A 16,847-nucleotide genomic window follows, 5' to 3' on the forward strand; every position below is an offset into this window, starting at 1 on the left:
GCTTTACCCTTGCGCCTCGGAACGGAAAACAACTTTGCTGCGCAGCAGCCACGTCGCAGTGAAAGCGACGACAATCGCAATGCCCTTGGCGATACGCGGATCCAATCCGGCCCAATCACCCAAGCCCACAATCGTGATCGTCAGGCCAAGGCCAACCAGAGCCGAGGCGACAAACAGCGCCTTTTGCCGGGTGCGAGCGCTGCCGCGCTCAGCCACATTGTCCTGAAAGACTGCGCGGCTCGACATCAACCAATGCGCGAGGATCCCCAGGCTATAGCCAATCGCCGAAGCGATAGCGGCGATCATGCCCAAAGATAGCAGCGCAAGAAAGCTGCCAACATCGACGGCCAAAGCGCCAACGCTGGCAAAAATGTAACGCAGAAAACGCAGGTCACGCAGTTTGACAAAAATCTCGGTCATCCGGCCCTCCATCTTCTGTCTTTTGCTTCAAGTTCACCGATTGCAAAGTCTTAGAAACTAAGGGCGGGGAGGCAATTCGGGCAGACCGCCTTGCCTCGCCCGCTTCCTCTTCACGCCGATTTCTTGATCCGCTCTGGCACGTCGCGCATCGAATTGAGCGCGGCAGCCTGATCTTCGGTCACTGGCTTCTTGGCGGCAATATCAGGCGCCATTTCCGGCGCGGCTTCGCGCGCTGGCAGAGCCACTTCTTCGCCTTCATCGCCCGCCTCGTGATACTCCGCGTCTTCGTTGACACACCAGGTGTCGTAAACGCGCTCACCAGCCAGAATGTTCTCAACCGTCAGCATCGCGGTCATCATCGCGTGATCCTGATTGTTGTAGCGGTGCATACCGTTGCGGCCAACGAGGTGGAGTGACGGATGCTTCTCTTCCAGCTCCATTCGCATGGCATCAACATTGGTCTCGTATTCGTCGTCGTAAACCGGATAGGCTTTTTCTTGGCGGACAACCGCGCCGCTGACGACCATCTTTGGATCGCACAGGCCGAGGATTTCCATTTCCTTGGTCGCTTGCGCGATCAGATCTTCATCAGAGGATGACCATAGGCCGTCCCCTTCAAAGCAGAAATATTCGAGGCCAACGCAGGCCATTTCATCGTCAGGGATCATTTCCGGTGACCAGCTGCGGAAGTTCTGCACGCGGCCAACCTGCACGCGGTCATCATGGATATAGATCCAATTGTCCGGAAACAGATCCTCTGACTTCACCATCAGAGCCACGGTCAGGAAGTCGCGATATTTGAGCTCGTTCGCCTGCAGGCTTGATTGCGGCAGCGGATGAAGCCGCTTGGACAGTTCACGCATTGGCGCAGAGCTGACCGCGTCCCTGGCACGGATTTGAACTTTGCCGTTCGACCCCTGAGCCGTCATTGACCAGCCGCCATTGCCGTCGCTGGCGAGTTGATCGAGCGCATGGCCCATTAGCACCTGGCCATTGCCGGTCGCCAGAATCTTATCGCGCGCCGCATCCCACATCATGCCCGGGCCAAGCCGCGGATAACGGAAGGTTTCGAGTAGCGTCTTGGTTTCCATGCCATCGTTCGGCTTCTTGTTAAGACCGAGCGAACGCTTGAGGCCATCAGTAACAGCGCTCCATAGTGAAAGGCCCTTGATCCGCTGAGCCGCCCAATCGGCACTCATTTCATCACACGGCATGCCCCACACCTTCTCAGTGTAGGTTTTGAAGAAGATCGAATAGAGCTTCTTGCCAAACTGGTTGGTGGTCCAGTCTTCAAAGCTCTTCACATCTTTGATCGGGAACAGCTTGTAACGCAGATAGCTCAGCATGCACGCGGTCGAGCGCAGGATGCCAAGATTGCCGAGCGCTTCGAACGCACGCAGCGGGTAGCTGTAGAACTTGCCCTCGTAATAGATGCGGCTCATGCGCGGGCGCTGGATGAAATCATCCGGCAGGATCTCATTCCACAGATCAACGACCTGCTGGCTTTTTGAAAAGAAGCGGTGCCCGCCAATGTCAAAGCGATAGCCCTGATGCTCCACCGTCCGGCTGATGCCACCAACATAGGTTTCGTCTTTTTCGATAATTGCGACTGTTTTTCCCTGCTTTGTCAGCAGATAAGCAGCCGTCAGTCCAGCCGGACCTGCACCGATGATCGCTACATCGACGTCAAGAATTCCGTTCTGTGTCGTAACACCCTGTTGCATTCGGGCCCCCATTTAGATTTGCATCCCGGGGAGTGAAGGAAAATGGTTAGCAGGCCGTAAACGTACCGTCGGCGCAGCACAGAATTTACGAATATGCTGTGGGCTTAGTCATGGCTGAGCAAAACGGGCGCTTGCAATTCCGCGGCCAGCCGCGCGAACTCACCTAAAGTGTAGGTGTCATCAAACACCACGCCATAATGGTTGTCACGGCGCCAACGCACTTTTGCGCGTACCTCTTTGAGGCCTTCACCTGAGATTGTGACGGTCTGATCGATCGCAAACAAGCCATCACATTCAAGCCGTGCGCCTTGCTGGGATAAGTTCTCAACAAACGCCTCATACTTTCCGGCAATGGTCGCCACATCGACCGGGAAGTACATGCCCAGCCGCATCCCGCGCTTGGGATATTCACCGGCCTCCTCGACCAGCTTTGCGACATCCACTGGCTGAGCGAACTCAAACCCGGCTTCATTGCCGCGCTCCCACACGCTGCGGATCTCATAGATCGCGCCGCTGGGCATATGCAGCTCCATCGTCTCGCACGAAGGCAGGTTGTGAAACATGCGAACGCTGATGCCGGTTTCAGAGACGTCGCGAATGACGCAGACAAATTCGCCTTGGCCGGAGATTAACTTCGCCGCACGAATAAGAATAGTCACCCGCTGCGCCCGGCGTGCGTCATCGACCGCATTTGGTGCGGTGTCGTCAAACTCAGGCGTTTTTGCCGCGTGATCCATGCTGCATTACCGACCTTAAATGCCAGATGATCTGGCGCGCCTGCCCATTCCACGGGCCGACTCTAGGGATAGGATTAAAGCAAATCGGGTTAAGAGCAGGATAACGTCGTCATAGGGGCCTGATAGATCGCGATATTCTGTGAGTTTAGAGCGCAGCAATGCCCGGATGAGAGATGGTGCGGGTGGCGGGACTCGAACCCGCACGATCAAAAGATCAGGGGATTTTAAGTCCCCGGCGTCTACCATTCCGCCACACCCGCTTTGCCGCTGCCCTAGCGAGAGATTTGACGCGCTGCAATGCGCGAGCAGCCATGGACAACCGCGCCGTCATGCGCCAGCAGAGCCTCAAGCAAACCGGCAGCGAAAAGGCGAGGGCGCACAGTGGCAGATGCCAGCGAAATCATTGAAACGATCCAGCCTGCGGTCACCCTGCTAGGGTTGGGAATTGGTGCGGCGCTGGTATCGCGCGCCTGCCGCCTTAACCCCATCGTTGGCTACCTTGGGCTTGGCCTCGCCATTGCCGCATTGGGATACAAGGACGCGTTCAGCGGGCCAGTTGTGGTAACCTTGGCAGAGGCCGGGGTGATGTTTCTGCTTTTTAACCTAGGCCTGCACTTCTCGCTTGGCCGGATCCGGGCAGAGGCACGCAATATCTTCGGGTTTGGCAGTCTTCAGATGCTGGTGGCCGGTGGGGGCTTTGCGCTGATCTTCCTCGCTATTGGTCTGCCGGCAGCCTTCGCGATCATCGGCGGGTTCGCCATGGGCCTGTCCTCCACCGCTGTGGTTATTGGACTCGTGCGGGAGCGCGATCAGGAAGATTGCCCGGTGGGGCGCGCTTCACAATCGATCCTGATCTTCCAGGATATCGCCGCGATCCTGTTACTCGTTGCCGCTGGCGCATTGGGCACGGGCGGCGCGCTGGCCCCGCAATTGGGCTTAGCTGGCGCAAAAGCACTCGCTGCCTTTGCCATCGCCGTGCTCTTCGCCCGTTACCTGACGGGGCCATTGTTCCGCCTGATCGCGCGGGCAGGCAGCTCTGAGGTTTACACCGCAACCGCACTATTCATTGCACTCGCCGCTGGATATGCGACCGGGATCGCTGGACTATCGCTCACACTCGGGGCGTTTCTAGGCGGAATGGCGGTCGCAGATTCGCGCTATCGGATCATGGTCCAGACAGAGATCGACGCCTTTCGCGGATTGTTCCTGAGCTTTTTCTTCATCTCGGTGGGCTTGAGCATTGATCCGGTGCTGCTCGTGGAAAACTGGATGCTGGTCCTTACAGCAGCAGCGGGCCTAATCACGCTCAAATGCCTGTTCAACGTGCTGGCAGGCCTTGCCAATCGCTGGTCTGTTCCAGGCTCAATCCAGCTCGGTTTTTTGTTGGGGCAAGGTAGCGAGTTTGCGCTGGTACTGTTTGCCCTACCGGCCATCGCCGGACTAATTGAGCCACGCATGCTGGCGATATTGGTAACAGCCATTGCGATCAGTCTAGCAGTCACACCGTTCATTTCAAACCTCGGGCGAACCTTTGCTGGTAAGCTGCGCACCGGGCCAGCGGACAAGAAACTCGCCGGTGACAACGCTCCAGTGGTTATTGTGGGTCTAGGCCCTTCGGGACGGGCGGTGGCCGATGCGCTGACGCTGAATGGAATTGGCTATCTCGCAGTGGAATCGGAAACTGCGCGCTTCGAAATCGCGCTCGCCGATGGCTATCACGTGCATCATGCGATTGCCGCGGACCCTCGCAGTTGGGATGCGCTGGGCATGGCCAAACGCGAGGTTGTACTCGTGTCGACGGGCAATGTTCAGATCACTCGCGAACTGACACCGCTGGTCGAAGAACGGCTGCCGGATGTGCGCCGAGTCGTCTCAGCGCGCGGACCAGCCGAAGTTTCCGCGCTTGGCGACAGCCGTGCGAGCATCATCGACGTAACAGCGCAGGGCGGAATTGAGCAGGTCGTTGAGGCTGTATTTTCAGCACTGGGGATTGAGCGCAAACGCCAAGCCGGACCTGGCGAACTCCAAGCAGAAATGATGCAGGACGCAGCATAAAGGCCGCGCAAAAGCGCAGACAATCACAACAACGATTTTGGTGGGCGCTTACTCGCCGTTGAGGCGGCGGCGCATTTCCTTGCCCGCCTTAAAGTAAGGCACGCGTTTCGCGGGAACACTCACTGCTTCGCCAGTACGCGGGTTGCGGCCCTGGCGTGCTTCACGTTCACGGGTCGAAAACGCCCCGAAGCCACGCAGCTCGACGCGGCCGCCTTCGGCCAATCGCTGCGAAATCTCGTCAAAGAAAATGTCGACGACTTGCTCAATCTCTTCAGCGCGCAGCTCAGGATTGTCCTTGTGCAGCGCTTGGAGCAATTCGGATCTGATCATGTCAAACTCCTGGCATACGTCAATTCTACGACGCCGCCCGCGGGGTCACCCCCAATTATTGCCTAACCCCGACCCGCTGGGTTGCGAACTATGCAACGCACACTGGCAGAGCCGAGCCATTCCTGCAAGTCAGCACCGAAATATTACCGCGCCAAATAGTTCATTCTTAGCAATCAGGCGAGTCCAAAGCGCTCAATATATTGTATTTGCTTACAAACACTCGCGCCGCATTTGCTTAATTTGCCTCTAAAGTATCGACCAATTCCGCCAGATCAATGCCCAACCGTTCCATCCGGCTGCGGATTTCTGGCCATTCTTCGCGCAAAAACTGCTCACGCTCGCTCGAACACAGCCTGCCCGCCGCACCAGAAACGACATACATGCCAACCCCGCGCTGAACCTCGACAAGGCCGTCATTTTGAAATTGCTGGTATGCTTTGGCGACTGTCAGCGGATTGGCCCCCTGCTCCGCCGCGAGCGCTCTTACCGATGGCAACATCTCCCCTTCCGGGTATTTGCCTTCGATGATGGCGGCGGCGATTTGATCGCGCAGCTTAAGATAAACGGGTCGACTCTGGCTCATATGTCCTCGCTAGGTGCATCAGTGACATAATACACTCATGCGCGTCAAGTTCCCGGACAATTCGCTATTGCCGCGATTTTGCGGCCAGCCGCAACGCATTTGCGTGCAACTAAGGCTTCACAGGCGAGAAACAGCCGCTAGGGTGCGCTCCATTCTGGTCCCCTGGGGAGGGCGACCACACGAGAGGGATTACACACTCAAATGGCAACTCAACAACTTGCTCATGGGGACAGCGCGGGGACTATCCTCGGCCACCCTAGGGGCCTCTTCGTCCTATTCTTTGCCGAAATGTGGGAGCGTTTCTCCTATTACGGCATGCGCGCCCTGCTCATTTTCTATCTGACCAAGCATTGGCTGTTTTCAGATAGCGATGCAGGCATCATCTACGGCGCCTACACCGCGCTGGTCTACATCACGCCGGTTGTTGGCGGGTATATGGCCGACAAGGTGCTGGGACAGCGAAAAGCGGTGGCCTTTGGCGCTGTTCTGCTGACGCTGGGCCACTTCTTTATGGCCTTTGAAGGCGAAGCCGCCGCAGGCAATACCGACAATCCGGTGATCTATGTCTTCTGGTTGGCTCTAGCGCTGATTATTGTCGGCTCAGGCTTCCTGAAAGCGAACATCTCTGTGATCGTTGGACAGCTTTATCCGCGCACGGACGTGCGGCGTGATGGCGCTTACACGATTTTCTACATGGGCATTAATTTGGGTGCTGCGCTTGGCTCTTTGCTGTGCGGCTACATCGGTGAGACCTATGGCTGGGCTTATGGCTTTGGTTTGGCGGGGATCGGCATGCTGTTTGGCCTGTTGGTGTTTACCTGGGGCAAACCAATGCTGCTGGGCCGAGGCGAACCGCCTAAACCTCTCAGCAAAGCGACCGAGTGGAAGATGTACGGCATTGGCGCGGCGCTCGTCGCGATTTGCTGGGCACTCATCCAATATCAACAAGTCGTCGGCTGGCTGCTCGGTATATTTGGGCTTCTGCTGGTTTCCTATGTGATCTTCACTTCGGTTACCAAGCTTGACCCAGAAGACCGCGACCGGATTTTCGCAGCGATGTTCTTGATCATCACATCGATCATTTTTTGGGCTTTGTTTGAACAAGCGGGCTCGTCGCTCAACCTGTTCACCGATCGTCACGTTGATCGCGGCGGTGTGCCGGCTTCGACATTCCAATCGATCAATGCGATCTATATCATCCTGCTCGCGCCATTGTTTGCGACAGCTTGGACATGGATGGGACGCAAAGGTGTGGAACCGTCCTCGCCATTTAAGTTTGGCCTCGGCGTCATTCAGGTCGGATTGGGTTTCTTGGTGCTGGTTTGGGGCGCAAGCTCGGTCGGCATCAATGTGCCAACGCCGGTGATCTTTATCTTCCTGATCTACCTGCTGCACACCACGGGTGAGCTTTGTCTTTCACCTGTTGGCCTGTCAGCGATGAACCGCCTGGCGCCTGCGCACATGGCTTCACTCATCATGGGCATGTGGTTCTTTGCTTCGGCAACGGGCAACTTCGCCGCTGGCCTAATCGCAGCAGCCACAGGCGCGGAAGGCGTTGGCGAAGAAGCGGGCAAGCAAGTCGTTCTCGATGTCTACTCGACCGTGGGTTGGGTGGCCGTTGCAGTTGGCATCGGTGTGCTGGTCATCAGCCCGCTGATCAAAAAGCTGATGCATCTCGACACGCTCACAGACGACGAAGGTCTGGCTGGCGCAGCAGAAGCCGGTTTGGAAGCGCAAGAGGCAGGCATTCGTCCGGCCACGCGTCCGGCAGAATAATAGGAAAACGGGGTAATATGATGCGAGCAAAAGCGCTTCTCATGTGTGTGGGGGGCGCTTTTGCGCTCAGCGCCTGCACTGCGGCCGGATCGTCCGGCGAGAGTTCGGTCCAATCGGCCTCCGCCGCCGATACTGGCGATACGCGTACGGAGTTTCTGGGTGAAGACGGCAACGTGCCCTTCCCTTCAACCTATCGCGCCTATCCCGGTGCCGACACCTTGATCATCCCGACCACCGTCTTTGACGGTACAGGCGGGAAGATTGACAATGGCTGGGTGCATTTTCGCGATGGCAAGATCGTTGCTGTTGGCGGGCCAACCACGGCGCCGCCAGAGGTCGCCAATGTCGTGGATGGCTCGGATAAGTTCGTAACGCCTGGCATCATCGATATTCACTCGCACCTGGGCGATTATCCCACCCCGTCGGTCCCCGCGCATGGCGATGGCAATGAAGCCACCTCGCCCACCACGCCGGACGTTTGGACCGAGCATTCGGTCTGGCCGCAAGATCCCGGCTTCAGCCGTGCGATGGCCAATGGCGGGATCACGTCACTGCAGATCCTGCCCGGCTCTGCCAATTTGATGGGGGGGCGTTCTGTAACGCTCAAAAATGTGCCCAGCCGCACGGTACAAGGCATGAAGTTCCCTGGCGCACCATACGGCTTTAAAATGGCCTGCGGCGAGAATCCAAAGCGCGTCTATGGCGGGCGCGGGCGCAAGCCTTCGACGCGGATGGGCAATTTCGCAGTCAATCGCCAGACCTGGCTTGATGCGATCGCCTACGCTGAGAACGATGATCCCAAGCGTGATCTTGGCAAGGAAACATTGGTCGGCGTGCTAGACGGTGATATCCTGGTTCACAACCATTGCTACCGCGCGGATGAGATGGCGCTGGTGATGGATATGGCCAAGGAAATGGGCTATAAAGTCAGCGCGTTTCACCATGCGGTTGAAGCCTATAAGATCGGCGATCTGCTGCGCGAAAACGGCGTGTGCAGCGCGATCTGGGCCGATTGGTACGGCTTTAAGATGGAAAGCTATGACGGCATTCCGCAAAACGCCGCCTATCTTCAACGCGAAGGCGCCTGTGTGGTCATCCACTCAGATGATGAAAACTCAATCCAGCGTTTGAACCAAGAAGCTGCGAAAGCGCAGGCCGCTGGCGCTCGCATGGGGGTCAACATCAGCGATGCCGATGTGATCAGCTGGATCACTTTGAACGCAGCCAAGGCGATGGGCATTGACGATATGACCGGCAGCCTTGAGTCCGGCAAAATGGCCGACGTCGTACTGTGGAATGGCGATCCGCTGAGTGTGTATTCACGCCCAGAGAAAGTCTGGGTCGATGGCGCGCTGCTCTACGACGCGAATGATCCAAAACGCAGGCCGGTGAGCGATTTTGAGCTTGGCCAACCCGGTGCAGGAGATGTGAAATGATGAAGCGTCTTTTGACCAGCGCGGCCTGTGCCGCCATCGCACTTGCCGCTCCTGCCGCTGCGCAAGATGTCGCCATCGTCAATGCCACGGTCGCCAACGGTGATGGCAGCGAGCCTGTCGCCGGTAGCCGGGTCATCGTCCGCAATGGAACGGTATCGGTCGTTGGCCCCAACGCTCCAGTGCCCGCCAATATTCCAACAATCGATGCAGGCGGTGCGTTCGTCACGCCTGGTATTGTAGCGGCGGTGACTGACCTCGGCCTGTATGATGTGGGCGCAGTTGGCGCGAGCAATGACAAGTCAGCAGGCGATGCTCGTTTCAACGCGGCGCTTGATGTGGCACCGGCGATCAATCCCAGCTCTCAGCATGTGAAGGTCAGCCGCGCTGGCGGCGTCACCCGAGCGCTGGTTACTCCGTCGCACGGCAATTCGCTGTTCGCGGGACAGGGCGCAGTGATTGACCTTGGGGCTGATGCCAATGCCGTGATGCAAGCCAGGGCTTTCCAACTGGTCGATCTTGGCGAGACGGGTGCGCGCCTATCCGGAGGCAGCCGCACGGCCGCCTACGTTGAGCTGGAAAACGCGTTGCGCGAAGCCCGTGCCTTTGCCTCTGGATCGTGGGAGGGCGAGGAAGCGCTGCTTACCCGCGCAGACGCCGCCGCTCTGGTGCCGGTGATCAATGGCTCGCAGCAGCTCTATGTCGAGATTGAGCGCGCCGCCGATATTCGCAATGTGCTGGGCCTGAAGCGGACCTATCCAAAGCTTGATCTGGTGCTGGTTGGCGCAAGCGAGGGCTGGCTGGTTGCGAGCGAAATTGCCGCTGCCCGCGTGCCGGTGATCGCCGATGCGCTCGATGATCTGCCTGCCAGCTTTGAGCAGTTGGGCGCGACCCAGTCCAATGTTGGCCGCATGGCGGCGGCGGGCGTGAAGGTTGCGATTGGGCGAATGTCCGGGGGCACAGATGGCCATCCACGTAGCGCCGCACAATTTGCTGGCAACCTTGTGGCCTTGGGCAAGGTTCCCGGCGCGAGCGGACTTTCCTGGGGTCAGGCCTTCGCCACGATCAGCTCCATTCCGGCGGAGATTGCTGGACATGGCGGCAAGTTCGGCGTTCTGAAAGCGGGCGCAATCGGCGACGTCGTGATCTGGGACGGCGACCCCTTGGAGGTCGATTCTGTGCCAAGCCGAGTGTTCATTGCCGGTATCGAACAACCGCTGGACAATCATCAGAGCGAGCTGGCCAAACGCTATCTCGATCTGGATGAGAGCCAGTTGCCAAAGGCGTATGACTGGTGAGCCGGGTTCTCGCTAGCGCCGCTTTGTGCGCCTCACTCCTCGCCACCACGCCCGTCTTCGCGCAAGGCGAAGCGCCGGAAAGCACCGCTGACAATGCGCAGAGCCTGTCATGGCACACCGCTCAGCAAACCTATCTGCTGGGCCTGAAACCCGCCGATGGTTGGCGCTATATCGATGGCGGCATTCGTTGGCGCTGGCTGGAGTACAATGGCGGCGAAAACCGCCCCAGCGTCTCGGACACTGTCACAGTTCATTACGAAGGCGCGCTGATCGATGGGACTGTATTTGACAGCTCCTATCGGCGCGGACAGCCAGCCACATTCCCACTGGCGCGGCTGATCCCGGCGTGGCAGCTTACCATCCCGCAAATGGCAGTGGGTGAGACCATTGAAATCGCTGTTCCGGCAGATCTTGCCTATGGAGCACAAGGCAGCAGGTCTATTCCGGGCAATGCAACGCTGATCTTCAAAGTGGAGCTGATCGGGATCGCTGAATAGGAGCGGCTGCGCAGGCAAGTCAGGCCGACGCGGCGGACCAGTGCCCCGGCGCTTCGCCGTCATCGAATAGGTGCTCTGCACCCCATTTGGCCATCTCGGCATAGAGCGGGACCAAGGCGCAAGCGCTTTCGGTAAGTAGATAGCGTGCGCGCTTTCCTGTCGCGGGTTCGCGTATGATCAGCCCCGCTTCTTGCAGGATCGCAAGGCGCGATGTGAGAGCAGCCCGGTTGACGTCGAGCCGAGCAATGAATTCTTCAAATCGCTCAGCGCCCAAGAACGCCTCTCGCAAGATCAGCAAGATCCAGCGGTCTCCCAGAAGCCGCGCTGCACGGCCAATTGGGCATGGGGCGCGGGAGGCACGATACGTCTTCATACAGGCATTCCTGAAAGCCAGTGTCTTTGATGTGTCTGTATATCAGACTTGCGTGAAATCATAGCAAGTGACACATAACATCTGTTTTACAGACTTTATGTGGAGAAACCTTATGAGCCGGAGCCGATTTGACAGCCCAGATGCCGCCATCGCTTATATGAAAGCGGTCGCGGTCAAGAAATCAGGCTTCAGCAACTGGCTGGACGTGGAGCCGATCAAAGTGTGGCAGGGCGAAAGCGAGCTAACCCTAGAACTGCGGCCTGAAATGCAGCAGCATCACGGCTTTGCGCATGGGGCAATCGTCGGTTTGATGGCCGACAATGCCTGCGCCTGGGCCGGCGCTTCTGTTGTGGGCGACGTTGTCACCGGAAGTTATACGATCAATTTCCTGCGCCCTGCCAAGGGCGCAAGGCTGCGCGCGAAAGGTATAGTGATCAAACCGGGCAAACGCCAAGTCGTTGTCCGAGCCGACGTTTGGAGCGAAGGCGGAGATGAGGCCCAGCACGTGGCCACAGCGCAGGCGACCATCATTCCAACCGGCATACCCTCACAAACAGTGCCGTGACACTCGCCGCATAGCCGAGGCGATTTGCCGCACGAGCCTCTTCAATGTTAGACTGTCCTTCATGAATAGCGCTTTGGTTGAACTCGCCGTCGCCAACGCCGCCTTTGTCGGCACGCATTTTGCCATGTCGCACCCGCTGCGCGCGGGCCTCGTCCGCATAACAGGCAAAATCGGTTTCCAGATCCTCTACTCGCTCGTAGGCGCGGCGACGCTCGCTTGGGTCTATTTCGCCTTTGTGGAGGCGCCGGGCGGCGACTTGCCCGGATCAGGTGAGATCGGATGGATCATCGCGACTTTGCTGATCTTGCCAGCGCTGGTCTTGTTCGCCGGGTCCTACATCAGCAATCCGGCCTTGCCCACTCCCATGGCAGAGGAGCAAGCCCGTGCCGAGCCCAAGGGTATTTTCGCCGTCACCCGGCACCCGATGATGTGGAGCTTTGCTCTGTGGGCGGCATCGCACATCATCCTTCTGTGGTCCTGGCGCACCATAATCGTTGCGCTGTCGATGGGGTTTCTGGCGCTCGTGGGCGCGAAAATGCAGGATCGCAAGAAGCAAGTCCTAATGGGTGATGCTTGGGTGCAATGGGAAAGCAAGACAAGCTATTGGCCGCGTTGGAGCAAGCTGTTCGGTGCGGGCGCTTTGCCATGGACCGCCGGGCTGATCCTGTTCGTGTTCCTGAGCTGGCTGCACACGCCGCTCGGTGGAATTTCCGCAGGCATCTGGCGTTGGTTTTAGGGCAACACTCGCTCCGCCACATCGTTTGCGGCCGTCAGTTCCAGAGCGAAAATCCAATCGGCCCGCGCCTCGCCAGAGCTACGCACAAACGACAGCTCGTGGCCCAGCCCATCGAAGGATTGAAACTGAGCATTGGACGCCGCTTCAGCCAAAGCGCGGCCCTGTCTTTGCGGGATTAGGCCATCTCTTGTTCCGTGCTGCACCAGCACCGGAATGCTGAGCTGCGTAATCTTATCCAGATTGCGATATTGATCACGGACCAGTGGCTTTGCCGGGAGCCACCAAAGATTCGCCGCTGCTGCCTCTGGCAGAGACGTGAACGGCGACACCAGGATCAGCGCCGCTGGATCATGGCGCAGAGCCATTTCCGTCGCCACCCCGCCGCCAATGGAATTGCCAACAATCACGGTTTGCGCAGCCGGTATGCCGAGCGCGCTCATCCAAGCAATGGCCGCATCGCCATCTTTATAGAGACCTTCCTCGGACGGTTCACCCGGATTGCCGCCATAGCCGCGGTACTCGACCATCAGCACGCCAAATCCGTGTTCTGCCAGCGCAGCATTGGCCACGCCCGCTCCGGTCAGTGATCCCCCATTGCCGTGGAAGTACACCAGCGTTGGTAAGCCGTCGCTCGCCGCACGATAGAACGCTCGCAATGCCAAGCCATCCTCGGTTGTCAGCGATACCTCTTCATAACCGGGGATCAGCGGTGCGGCCTCCTGCGGGGCAGGATAGATCATCTTCGCTTGCATCGTCCAAAGCAGAATAATCAACGCCAGATACAGCGCCGCGCCCACCACCAGCAAGCGGATCAGGATCGCAGTCATGCTGAACTATTCGCCTTTGAACTCAGGCACGCGCTTCTCAATCAAGGCCGCGACACCTTCGGCATGATCGTCGGTCGTGTGCATCAGCGCTTGGGTGTTGGCCGCCATTTCGAGAGCACTGTCGTAGCTGACTTGTTGACCCTGGCGCAGCAGCATCTTGGCATGGCGTAGGGCATGCGGCGGCATGGCCGCGACTTTGGTCGCCAAGGCGCGGGCCTCATCCATCAAAATGTCGTGTTCGACCACGCGGCTGACCAAGCCCCATTCTTCCGCCTTAGCTGCGCCGATCACATCGCCGGTGTAAAACAGCTCGGACGCACGGCTTTGCCCGATGACGCGCGGCAGGATCCAAGTGCCGCCATCGCCGGGAATAATGCCGAGCTTTAGGAAGGTGACACCGAATTTCGCTTTGTCGGAGGCGATGCGAATATCGGCAAGGCAGGCGACATCACAGCCAAGCCCGATTGCCGGGCCATTGACCGCCGCGATCACGGGCACACGCAGGCCGTAAAGTGCCCGCAACATCAGATGGATATTGTCGCGATAACCGTCCGATATGGAGGGCGCCGACCCACCGAACGTACCGGTCTTGCTCTGCATCGCTTTAACATCGCCACCCGCCGAAAAGGCACGACCAGCCCCAGTCAGTATGACGCAGCGCACGTCCATATCGCGGTTGATCGCATCACAAGCGGCGCGAAATTCATCGCCATCGCCGGGCGCACCCAGCGGATTCATGGTGTCCGCGCGGTCGATGGTCAGTGTGGTGACGGGACCGTCACGGGTTATCTTTAGGAGGGTCATTTGGCGTCTCTGCCATGTCTTATCCGCTTCGTCACCCCGGCAGAGTTGGCAGCCCATCGCCTTTCTTGCTGCGGTTAGGTAAAGCTAGATGCCAAGAAGTTGCGAGGTCCAAAGAAGTGCTCGGGAAAATAGTCGCAGTTGCCAAAGATGCAGGCCACAATTTTTCCAAGCAAATTGTGCCGGAAATCGCGATCATTGCTGGCCTGGGCGTTGAAGATGACGCGCATAACGGGAAGACGGTGAAGCACCGATCGCGAGTCAAAGTTGATCCAACTCAAGCAAATCTCCGCCAAGTGCATTTGATCCACTCAGAGCTTTTCGATGAAGTTGCCGAAAAGGGATTCACAATTATGCCAGCCGACTTGGGTGAGAACATTACCACTAGAGGAATTGACCTGCTCGGGCTGCCGCGCGGCACTATCCTGAAGATCGGGAAAGAGGTTCAATTGGAAGTGACTGGGCTGCGCAACCCCTGCGCTCAAATTGACAGATTTCAGAAAGGTCTTCTCGCAGCCGTGCTCGATAAAGGAGCAAACGGTGAGTTGATACGCAAGTCTGGAATTATGGCCATTGTGCTGCAAGGCGGAACGGTCCGTCCCGGGAACAACATTGAAGTCGAGTTGCCAAACCCGCCTTTCTTGCCGCTTGAGCGTGTCTAAACACAGCGACCGAGCTCAAGAGCTTCTAAAGCGGCTATGCTATTCTGCAATTGGACGGTCGGCCGCCAGCGCTACCCAACCAATTCTAAGCCCGCGCACCTTCCACCGCTGCTGAATTGTGCTTCAGCGCTTTTAGCACGCAATCGACGATTTGCGGCGCGTTGAGGCCTGCTTCGTCATATTGCTTATCCGGCGAATCCTGATCGATGAACGTATCGGGCAGGCGCAAAGTGCGGACCTTCAAAGCGGTGCCGCTATCGCCATCGGTTAGGCCTTCATCGCTGGCATAGGTCAGCACATGCGCGCCCAGCCCGCCAATCGCGCCCTCTTCGACCGTCACCACAACCTCATGCGTGCGCATCAGTCTGGCGATCAAATCCTCATCCAACGGCTTGGCAAAGCGCATGTCGGCGATGGTCGTCGACAGGCCCTTCGCCTCTAGCTGATCGGCGGCCTTCTTGGCCTCTTCCAAGCGTGCGCCGAGCGAGAGGATTGCAACCTTGCTGCCCTCACGCACGATCCGGCCTTTGCCGATTTCCAGCTTCTGCAGTGTCTCTGGCATAGGTACACCAACGCCACTACCACGCGGATAGCGGAAGGCGATTGGCCCCTCGTCATATTCCGCCGCAGTGTAGGTCATATGCGCCAGCTCTGCTTCGTCAGCCGCCGCCATCACCACCATATTCGGCAGAGTGGCGAGATAGGTGATGTCGAAACTGCCCGCATGGGTCGCGCCATCGGCTCCGACCAGGCCTGCGCGGTCAATCGCGAAGCGCACTGGCAGGTTCTGGATCGCGACATCATGCACCACCTGGTCATAGGCGCGCTGAAGGAAGGTTGAGTAAATCGCTGCGAAGGGCCGCATGCCCTGCGCCGCCAACCCAGCGGCAAAGGTGACGCCGTGCTGTTCAGCAATGCCGACGTCAAAGCTGCGCTCCGGATGCGCGGTGGCAAAGCGGTCCACCCCGGTACCGGATGGCATGGCAGCGGTAATCGCACAGATCCGATCATCCGTCTCGGCCAGCTTCGCCAGAGTGTCCCCAAACACGTTTTGGTACGCGGGCGGTCCAGCAGCACCCTTCTTCTTCTCACCTGTGACCACGTCAAACTTCGGTACGCCGTGATATTTGTCGGCGCTTTCCTCAGCGAATTTGTATCCCTTACCCTTGGTGGTAACGACATGGATCAAAACCGGGCCTTCGGATGTGTCGCGCACATTTTCCAGCACTGGGATGAGATGATCGAGATTGTGGCCATCGATCGGGCCGACATAATAAAAGCCTAGCTCTTCAAACAAAGTGCCGCCGGTCACCATGCCGCGCGTGTATTCCTCTGCCTTGCCGATCGCTTCATGCATCCGGCGGCTCATTTTCTTGACCGCCCGGCTCGCAAGACTGCGCAGGCCGAGATACTCGCTAGAGGAGACCATCCGCGCAAGATAGGCCGACAGTCCGCCAACTGGCGGCGCAATCGACATGTCATTGTCATTGAGGATCACGACCAAGCGGTTGCCGGCCTGAGCCGCATTGTTCATCGCCTCATAGGCCATGCCGGCGCTCATCGCGCCATCGCCGATTACCGCGATCCCGCGCCCCGGCTCACCCTTCAACTTGTTCGCCACCGCAAAGCCGAGCGCAGCCGAGATCGAGGTGGAGCTGTGCGCGGCGCCAAACGGATCATATTCGCTTTCCGTCCGCTTCGTGAAACCAGACAGGCCGCCGCCGCTACGCAAGGTGCGAATGCGGTCACGACGCTCGGTCAGGATTTTGTGCGGGTAGCATTGGTGGCCCACGTCCCACACCAGCTTATCGTCGGGCGTATTGAACACATAATGGATCGCCACGGTCAGTTCGACCACGCCAAGACCAGAGCCGAGATGCCCGCCAGAGACGCTGACCGCATCAATCATCTCTTCGCGCAATTCATCGGAAAGTTGGCGGAGTTGCTCGGCCTTAAGCTCCCGAAGTTGCGCAGGATTATCGACGGTATCGAGCAGCGGAGTGTCAGGCTTGGATGTCATTTGAAGAGCC

17 protein-coding genes and 1 tRNA gene are annotated in these 16,847 nt (G+C 58.3%); 8 read left to right on the forward strand and 10 right to left on the reverse strand.

The annotated features are described in order from the left end of the window. Positions 1 to 3 precede the first annotated feature (3 nt). From AC0V6O_RS14805 to AC0V6O_RS14820, 4 genes are all read right to left on the reverse strand, one after another. Positions 4 to 420 carry a GtrA family protein gene (locus AC0V6O_RS14805; protein WP_486145222.1) on the reverse strand — a complete coding sequence of 139 codons (417 nt, stop codon included), beginning with the start codon at positions 418 to 420 and terminating at the stop codon, positions 4 to 6. 110 nt (positions 421 to 530) lie between these two features. After that, complete coding sequence (locus AC0V6O_RS14810; protein WP_486145224.1) at positions 531 to 2,144, reverse strand: NAD(P)/FAD-dependent oxidoreductase; 1,614 nt, start codon at positions 2,142 to 2,144, stop codon at positions 531 to 533. Positions 2,145 to 2,248: 104 nt separating this feature from the next. Continuing rightward, on the reverse strand, positions 2,249 to 2,881 hold the full coding sequence (locus AC0V6O_RS14815) for a PilZ domain-containing protein (protein ID WP_486145226.1): 633 nt from the start codon (positions 2,879 to 2,881) through the stop codon (positions 2,249 to 2,251). A gap of 174 nt (positions 2,882 to 3,055) precedes the next feature. Next, positions 3,056 to 3,141: transfer RNA gene (locus AC0V6O_RS14820), tRNA-Leu, on the reverse strand. Positions 3,142 to 3,262: 121 nt separating this feature from the next. Here AC0V6O_RS14820 and AC0V6O_RS14825 point away from each other — a divergent pair. Beyond that, positions 3,263 to 4,936: a cation:proton antiporter domain-containing protein gene (locus tag AC0V6O_RS14825; protein WP_486145228.1), complete on the forward strand. Its 1,674-nt coding sequence runs from the start codon at positions 3,263 to 3,265 to the stop codon at positions 4,934 to 4,936. A gap of 48 nt (positions 4,937 to 4,984) precedes the next feature. On the opposite strand, the gene AC0V6O_RS14830 is transcribed toward AC0V6O_RS14825, so the two are convergent. Continuing rightward, the gene (locus AC0V6O_RS14830) at positions 4,985 to 5,266 is read right to left on the reverse strand and encodes an integration host factor subunit beta (RefSeq protein WP_472640050.1); all 282 of its coding nucleotides are present in this window, start codon (positions 5,264 to 5,266) and stop codon (positions 4,985 to 4,987) included. Between the two features lie 235 nt (positions 5,267 to 5,501). Then, the gene (locus tag AC0V6O_RS14835; RefSeq protein WP_472640051.1) at positions 5,502 to 5,849 is read right to left on the reverse strand and encodes a GntR family transcriptional regulator; all 348 of its coding nucleotides are present in this window, start codon (positions 5,847 to 5,849) and stop codon (positions 5,502 to 5,504) included. Positions 5,850 to 6,050: 201 nt separating this feature from the next. On the opposite strand from AC0V6O_RS14835, the gene AC0V6O_RS14840 reads away from it, so the two are divergent. From AC0V6O_RS14840 to AC0V6O_RS14855, 4 genes are read left to right on the forward strand one after another with little or no spacing between them, the layout of a single operon-like run. Beyond that, a complete protein-coding gene (locus AC0V6O_RS14840; protein WP_486145231.1) occupies positions 6,051 to 7,625 on the forward strand; it encodes a peptide MFS transporter in 1,575 nt (524 codons plus the stop codon). Positions 7,626 to 7,666: 41 nt separating this feature from the next. Next, on the forward strand, positions 7,667 to 9,061 hold the full coding sequence (locus AC0V6O_RS14845; RefSeq protein WP_486145233.1) for an amidohydrolase: 1,395 nt from the start codon (positions 7,667 to 7,669) through the stop codon (positions 9,059 to 9,061). Then, the gene (locus tag AC0V6O_RS14850; protein ID WP_486145656.1) at positions 9,061 to 10,356 is read left to right on the forward strand and encodes an amidohydrolase family protein; all 1,296 of its coding nucleotides are present in this window, start codon (positions 9,061 to 9,063) and stop codon (positions 10,354 to 10,356) included. The genes AC0V6O_RS14845 and AC0V6O_RS14850 overlap by 1 nt, the downstream gene beginning before the upstream one ends. Next, positions 10,353 to 10,853, forward strand: coding sequence for an FKBP-type peptidyl-prolyl cis-trans isomerase (locus tag AC0V6O_RS14855; RefSeq protein WP_486145235.1), 501 nt, complete (start codon positions 10,353 to 10,355; stop codon positions 10,851 to 10,853). Before AC0V6O_RS14850 ends, AC0V6O_RS14855 begins: the two co-directional genes overlap by 4 nt. A 19-nt stretch (positions 10,854 to 10,872) precedes the next feature. Here the strand turns inward: AC0V6O_RS14855 and AC0V6O_RS14860 are convergent, their stop codons facing one another. Beyond that, positions 10,873 to 11,226 carry a winged helix-turn-helix transcriptional regulator gene (locus AC0V6O_RS14860; RefSeq protein WP_486145237.1) on the reverse strand — a complete coding sequence of 118 codons (354 nt, stop codon included), beginning with the start codon at positions 11,224 to 11,226 and terminating at the stop codon, positions 10,873 to 10,875. 112 nt (positions 11,227 to 11,338) lie between these two features. Between AC0V6O_RS14860 and AC0V6O_RS14865 the strand changes: the two genes are divergently transcribed. Both AC0V6O_RS14865 and AC0V6O_RS14870 read left to right on the forward strand, forming a co-directional pair. Beyond that, the gene (locus AC0V6O_RS14865; RefSeq protein ID WP_486145239.1) at positions 11,339 to 11,791 is read left to right on the forward strand and encodes a PaaI family thioesterase; all 453 of its coding nucleotides are present in this window, start codon (positions 11,339 to 11,341) and stop codon (positions 11,789 to 11,791) included. A 61-nt stretch (positions 11,792 to 11,852) separates the two neighbouring features. Beyond that, positions 11,853 to 12,527: an NnrU family protein gene (locus tag AC0V6O_RS14870; protein WP_486145241.1), complete on the forward strand. Its 675-nt coding sequence runs from the start codon at positions 11,853 to 11,855 to the stop codon at positions 12,525 to 12,527. Here AC0V6O_RS14870 and AC0V6O_RS14875 read toward each other — a convergent pair. Then, positions 12,524 to 13,354: an alpha/beta hydrolase gene (locus AC0V6O_RS14875; protein WP_486145243.1), complete on the reverse strand. Its 831-nt coding sequence runs from the start codon at positions 13,352 to 13,354 to the stop codon at positions 12,524 to 12,526. The genes AC0V6O_RS14870 and AC0V6O_RS14875 overlap by 4 nt on opposite strands. A gap of 6 nt (positions 13,355 to 13,360) precedes the next feature. Further along, positions 13,361 to 14,158, reverse strand: a complete 798-nt coding sequence (locus tag AC0V6O_RS14880; protein WP_486145245.1) for a crotonase/enoyl-CoA hydratase family protein — start codon at positions 14,156 to 14,158, stop codon at positions 13,361 to 13,363. 14 nt (positions 14,159 to 14,172) lie between these two features. Here AC0V6O_RS14880 and AC0V6O_RS14885 point away from each other — a divergent pair, with 14 nt between their 5' ends. Then, complete coding sequence (locus AC0V6O_RS14885) at positions 14,173 to 14,817, forward strand: MOSC domain-containing protein (protein WP_486145247.1); 645 nt, start codon at positions 14,173 to 14,175, stop codon at positions 14,815 to 14,817. Between the two features lie 85 nt (positions 14,818 to 14,902). On the opposite strand, the gene dxs is transcribed toward AC0V6O_RS14885, so the two are convergent. Further along, the gene (dxs, locus tag AC0V6O_RS14890; protein WP_486145249.1) at positions 14,903 to 16,837 is read right to left on the reverse strand and encodes a 1-deoxy-D-xylulose-5-phosphate synthase; all 1,935 of its coding nucleotides are present in this window, start codon (positions 16,835 to 16,837) and stop codon (positions 14,903 to 14,905) included. Between the last annotated feature and the right edge of the window lie 10 nt (positions 16,838 to 16,847).

The sequence above is a fragment of the Erythrobacter sp. JB2-19 genome (genome assembly GCF_057365005.1).

Bases quoted from the DNA above. Each gene is read 5' to 3' on its own strand.
- AC0V6O_RS14850 (WP_486145656.1), top strand. From the start codon at position 9,061: ATGAAGCGTCTTTTGACCAGCGCGGCCTGTGCCGCCATCGCACTTGCC.
- AC0V6O_RS14860 (WP_486145237.1), bottom strand. From the start codon at position 11,226: ATGAAGACGTATCGTGCCTCCCGCGCCCCATGCCCAATTGGCCGTGCA.
- dxs (WP_486145249.1), bottom strand. From the start codon at position 16,837: ATGACATCCAAGCCTGACACTCCGCTGCTCGATACCGTCGATAATCCT.
- AC0V6O_RS14870 (WP_486145241.1), top strand. From the start codon at position 11,853: ATGAATAGCGCTTTGGTTGAACTCGCCGTCGCCAACGCCGCCTTTGTC.
- AC0V6O_RS14885 (WP_486145247.1), top strand. From the start codon at position 14,173: ATGTCTTATCCGCTTCGTCACCCCGGCAGAGTTGGCAGCCCATCGCCT.
- AC0V6O_RS14835 (WP_472640051.1), bottom strand. From the start codon at position 5,849: ATGAGCCAGAGTCGACCCGTTTATCTTAAGCTGCGCGATCAAATCGCC.
- AC0V6O_RS14845 (WP_486145233.1), top strand. From the start codon at position 7,667: ATGTGTGTGGGGGGCGCTTTTGCGCTCAGCGCCTGCACTGCGGCCGGA.
- AC0V6O_RS14875 (WP_486145243.1), bottom strand. From the start codon at position 13,354: ATGACTGCGATCCTGATCCGCTTGCTGGTGGTGGGCGCGGCGCTGTAT.
- AC0V6O_RS14830 (WP_472640050.1), bottom strand. From the start codon at position 5,266: ATGATCAGATCCGAATTGCTCCAAGCGCTGCACAAGGACAATCCTGAG.
- AC0V6O_RS14810 (WP_486145224.1), bottom strand. From the start codon at position 2,144: ATGCAACAGGGTGTTACGACACAGAACGGAATTCTTGACGTCGATGTA.
- AC0V6O_RS14865 (WP_486145239.1), top strand. From the start codon at position 11,339: ATGAGCCGGAGCCGATTTGACAGCCCAGATGCCGCCATCGCTTATATG.
- AC0V6O_RS14880 (WP_486145245.1), bottom strand. From the start codon at position 14,158: ATGACCCTCCTAAAGATAACCCGTGACGGTCCCGTCACCACACTGACC.
- AC0V6O_RS14840 (WP_486145231.1), top strand. From the start codon at position 6,051: ATGGCAACTCAACAACTTGCTCATGGGGACAGCGCGGGGACTATCCTC.
- AC0V6O_RS14805 (WP_486145222.1), bottom strand. From the start codon at position 420: ATGACCGAGATTTTTGTCAAACTGCGTGACCTGCGTTTTCTGCGTTAC.
- AC0V6O_RS14815 (WP_486145226.1), bottom strand. From the start codon at position 2,881: ATGGATCACGCGGCAAAAACGCCTGAGTTTGACGACACCGCACCAAAT.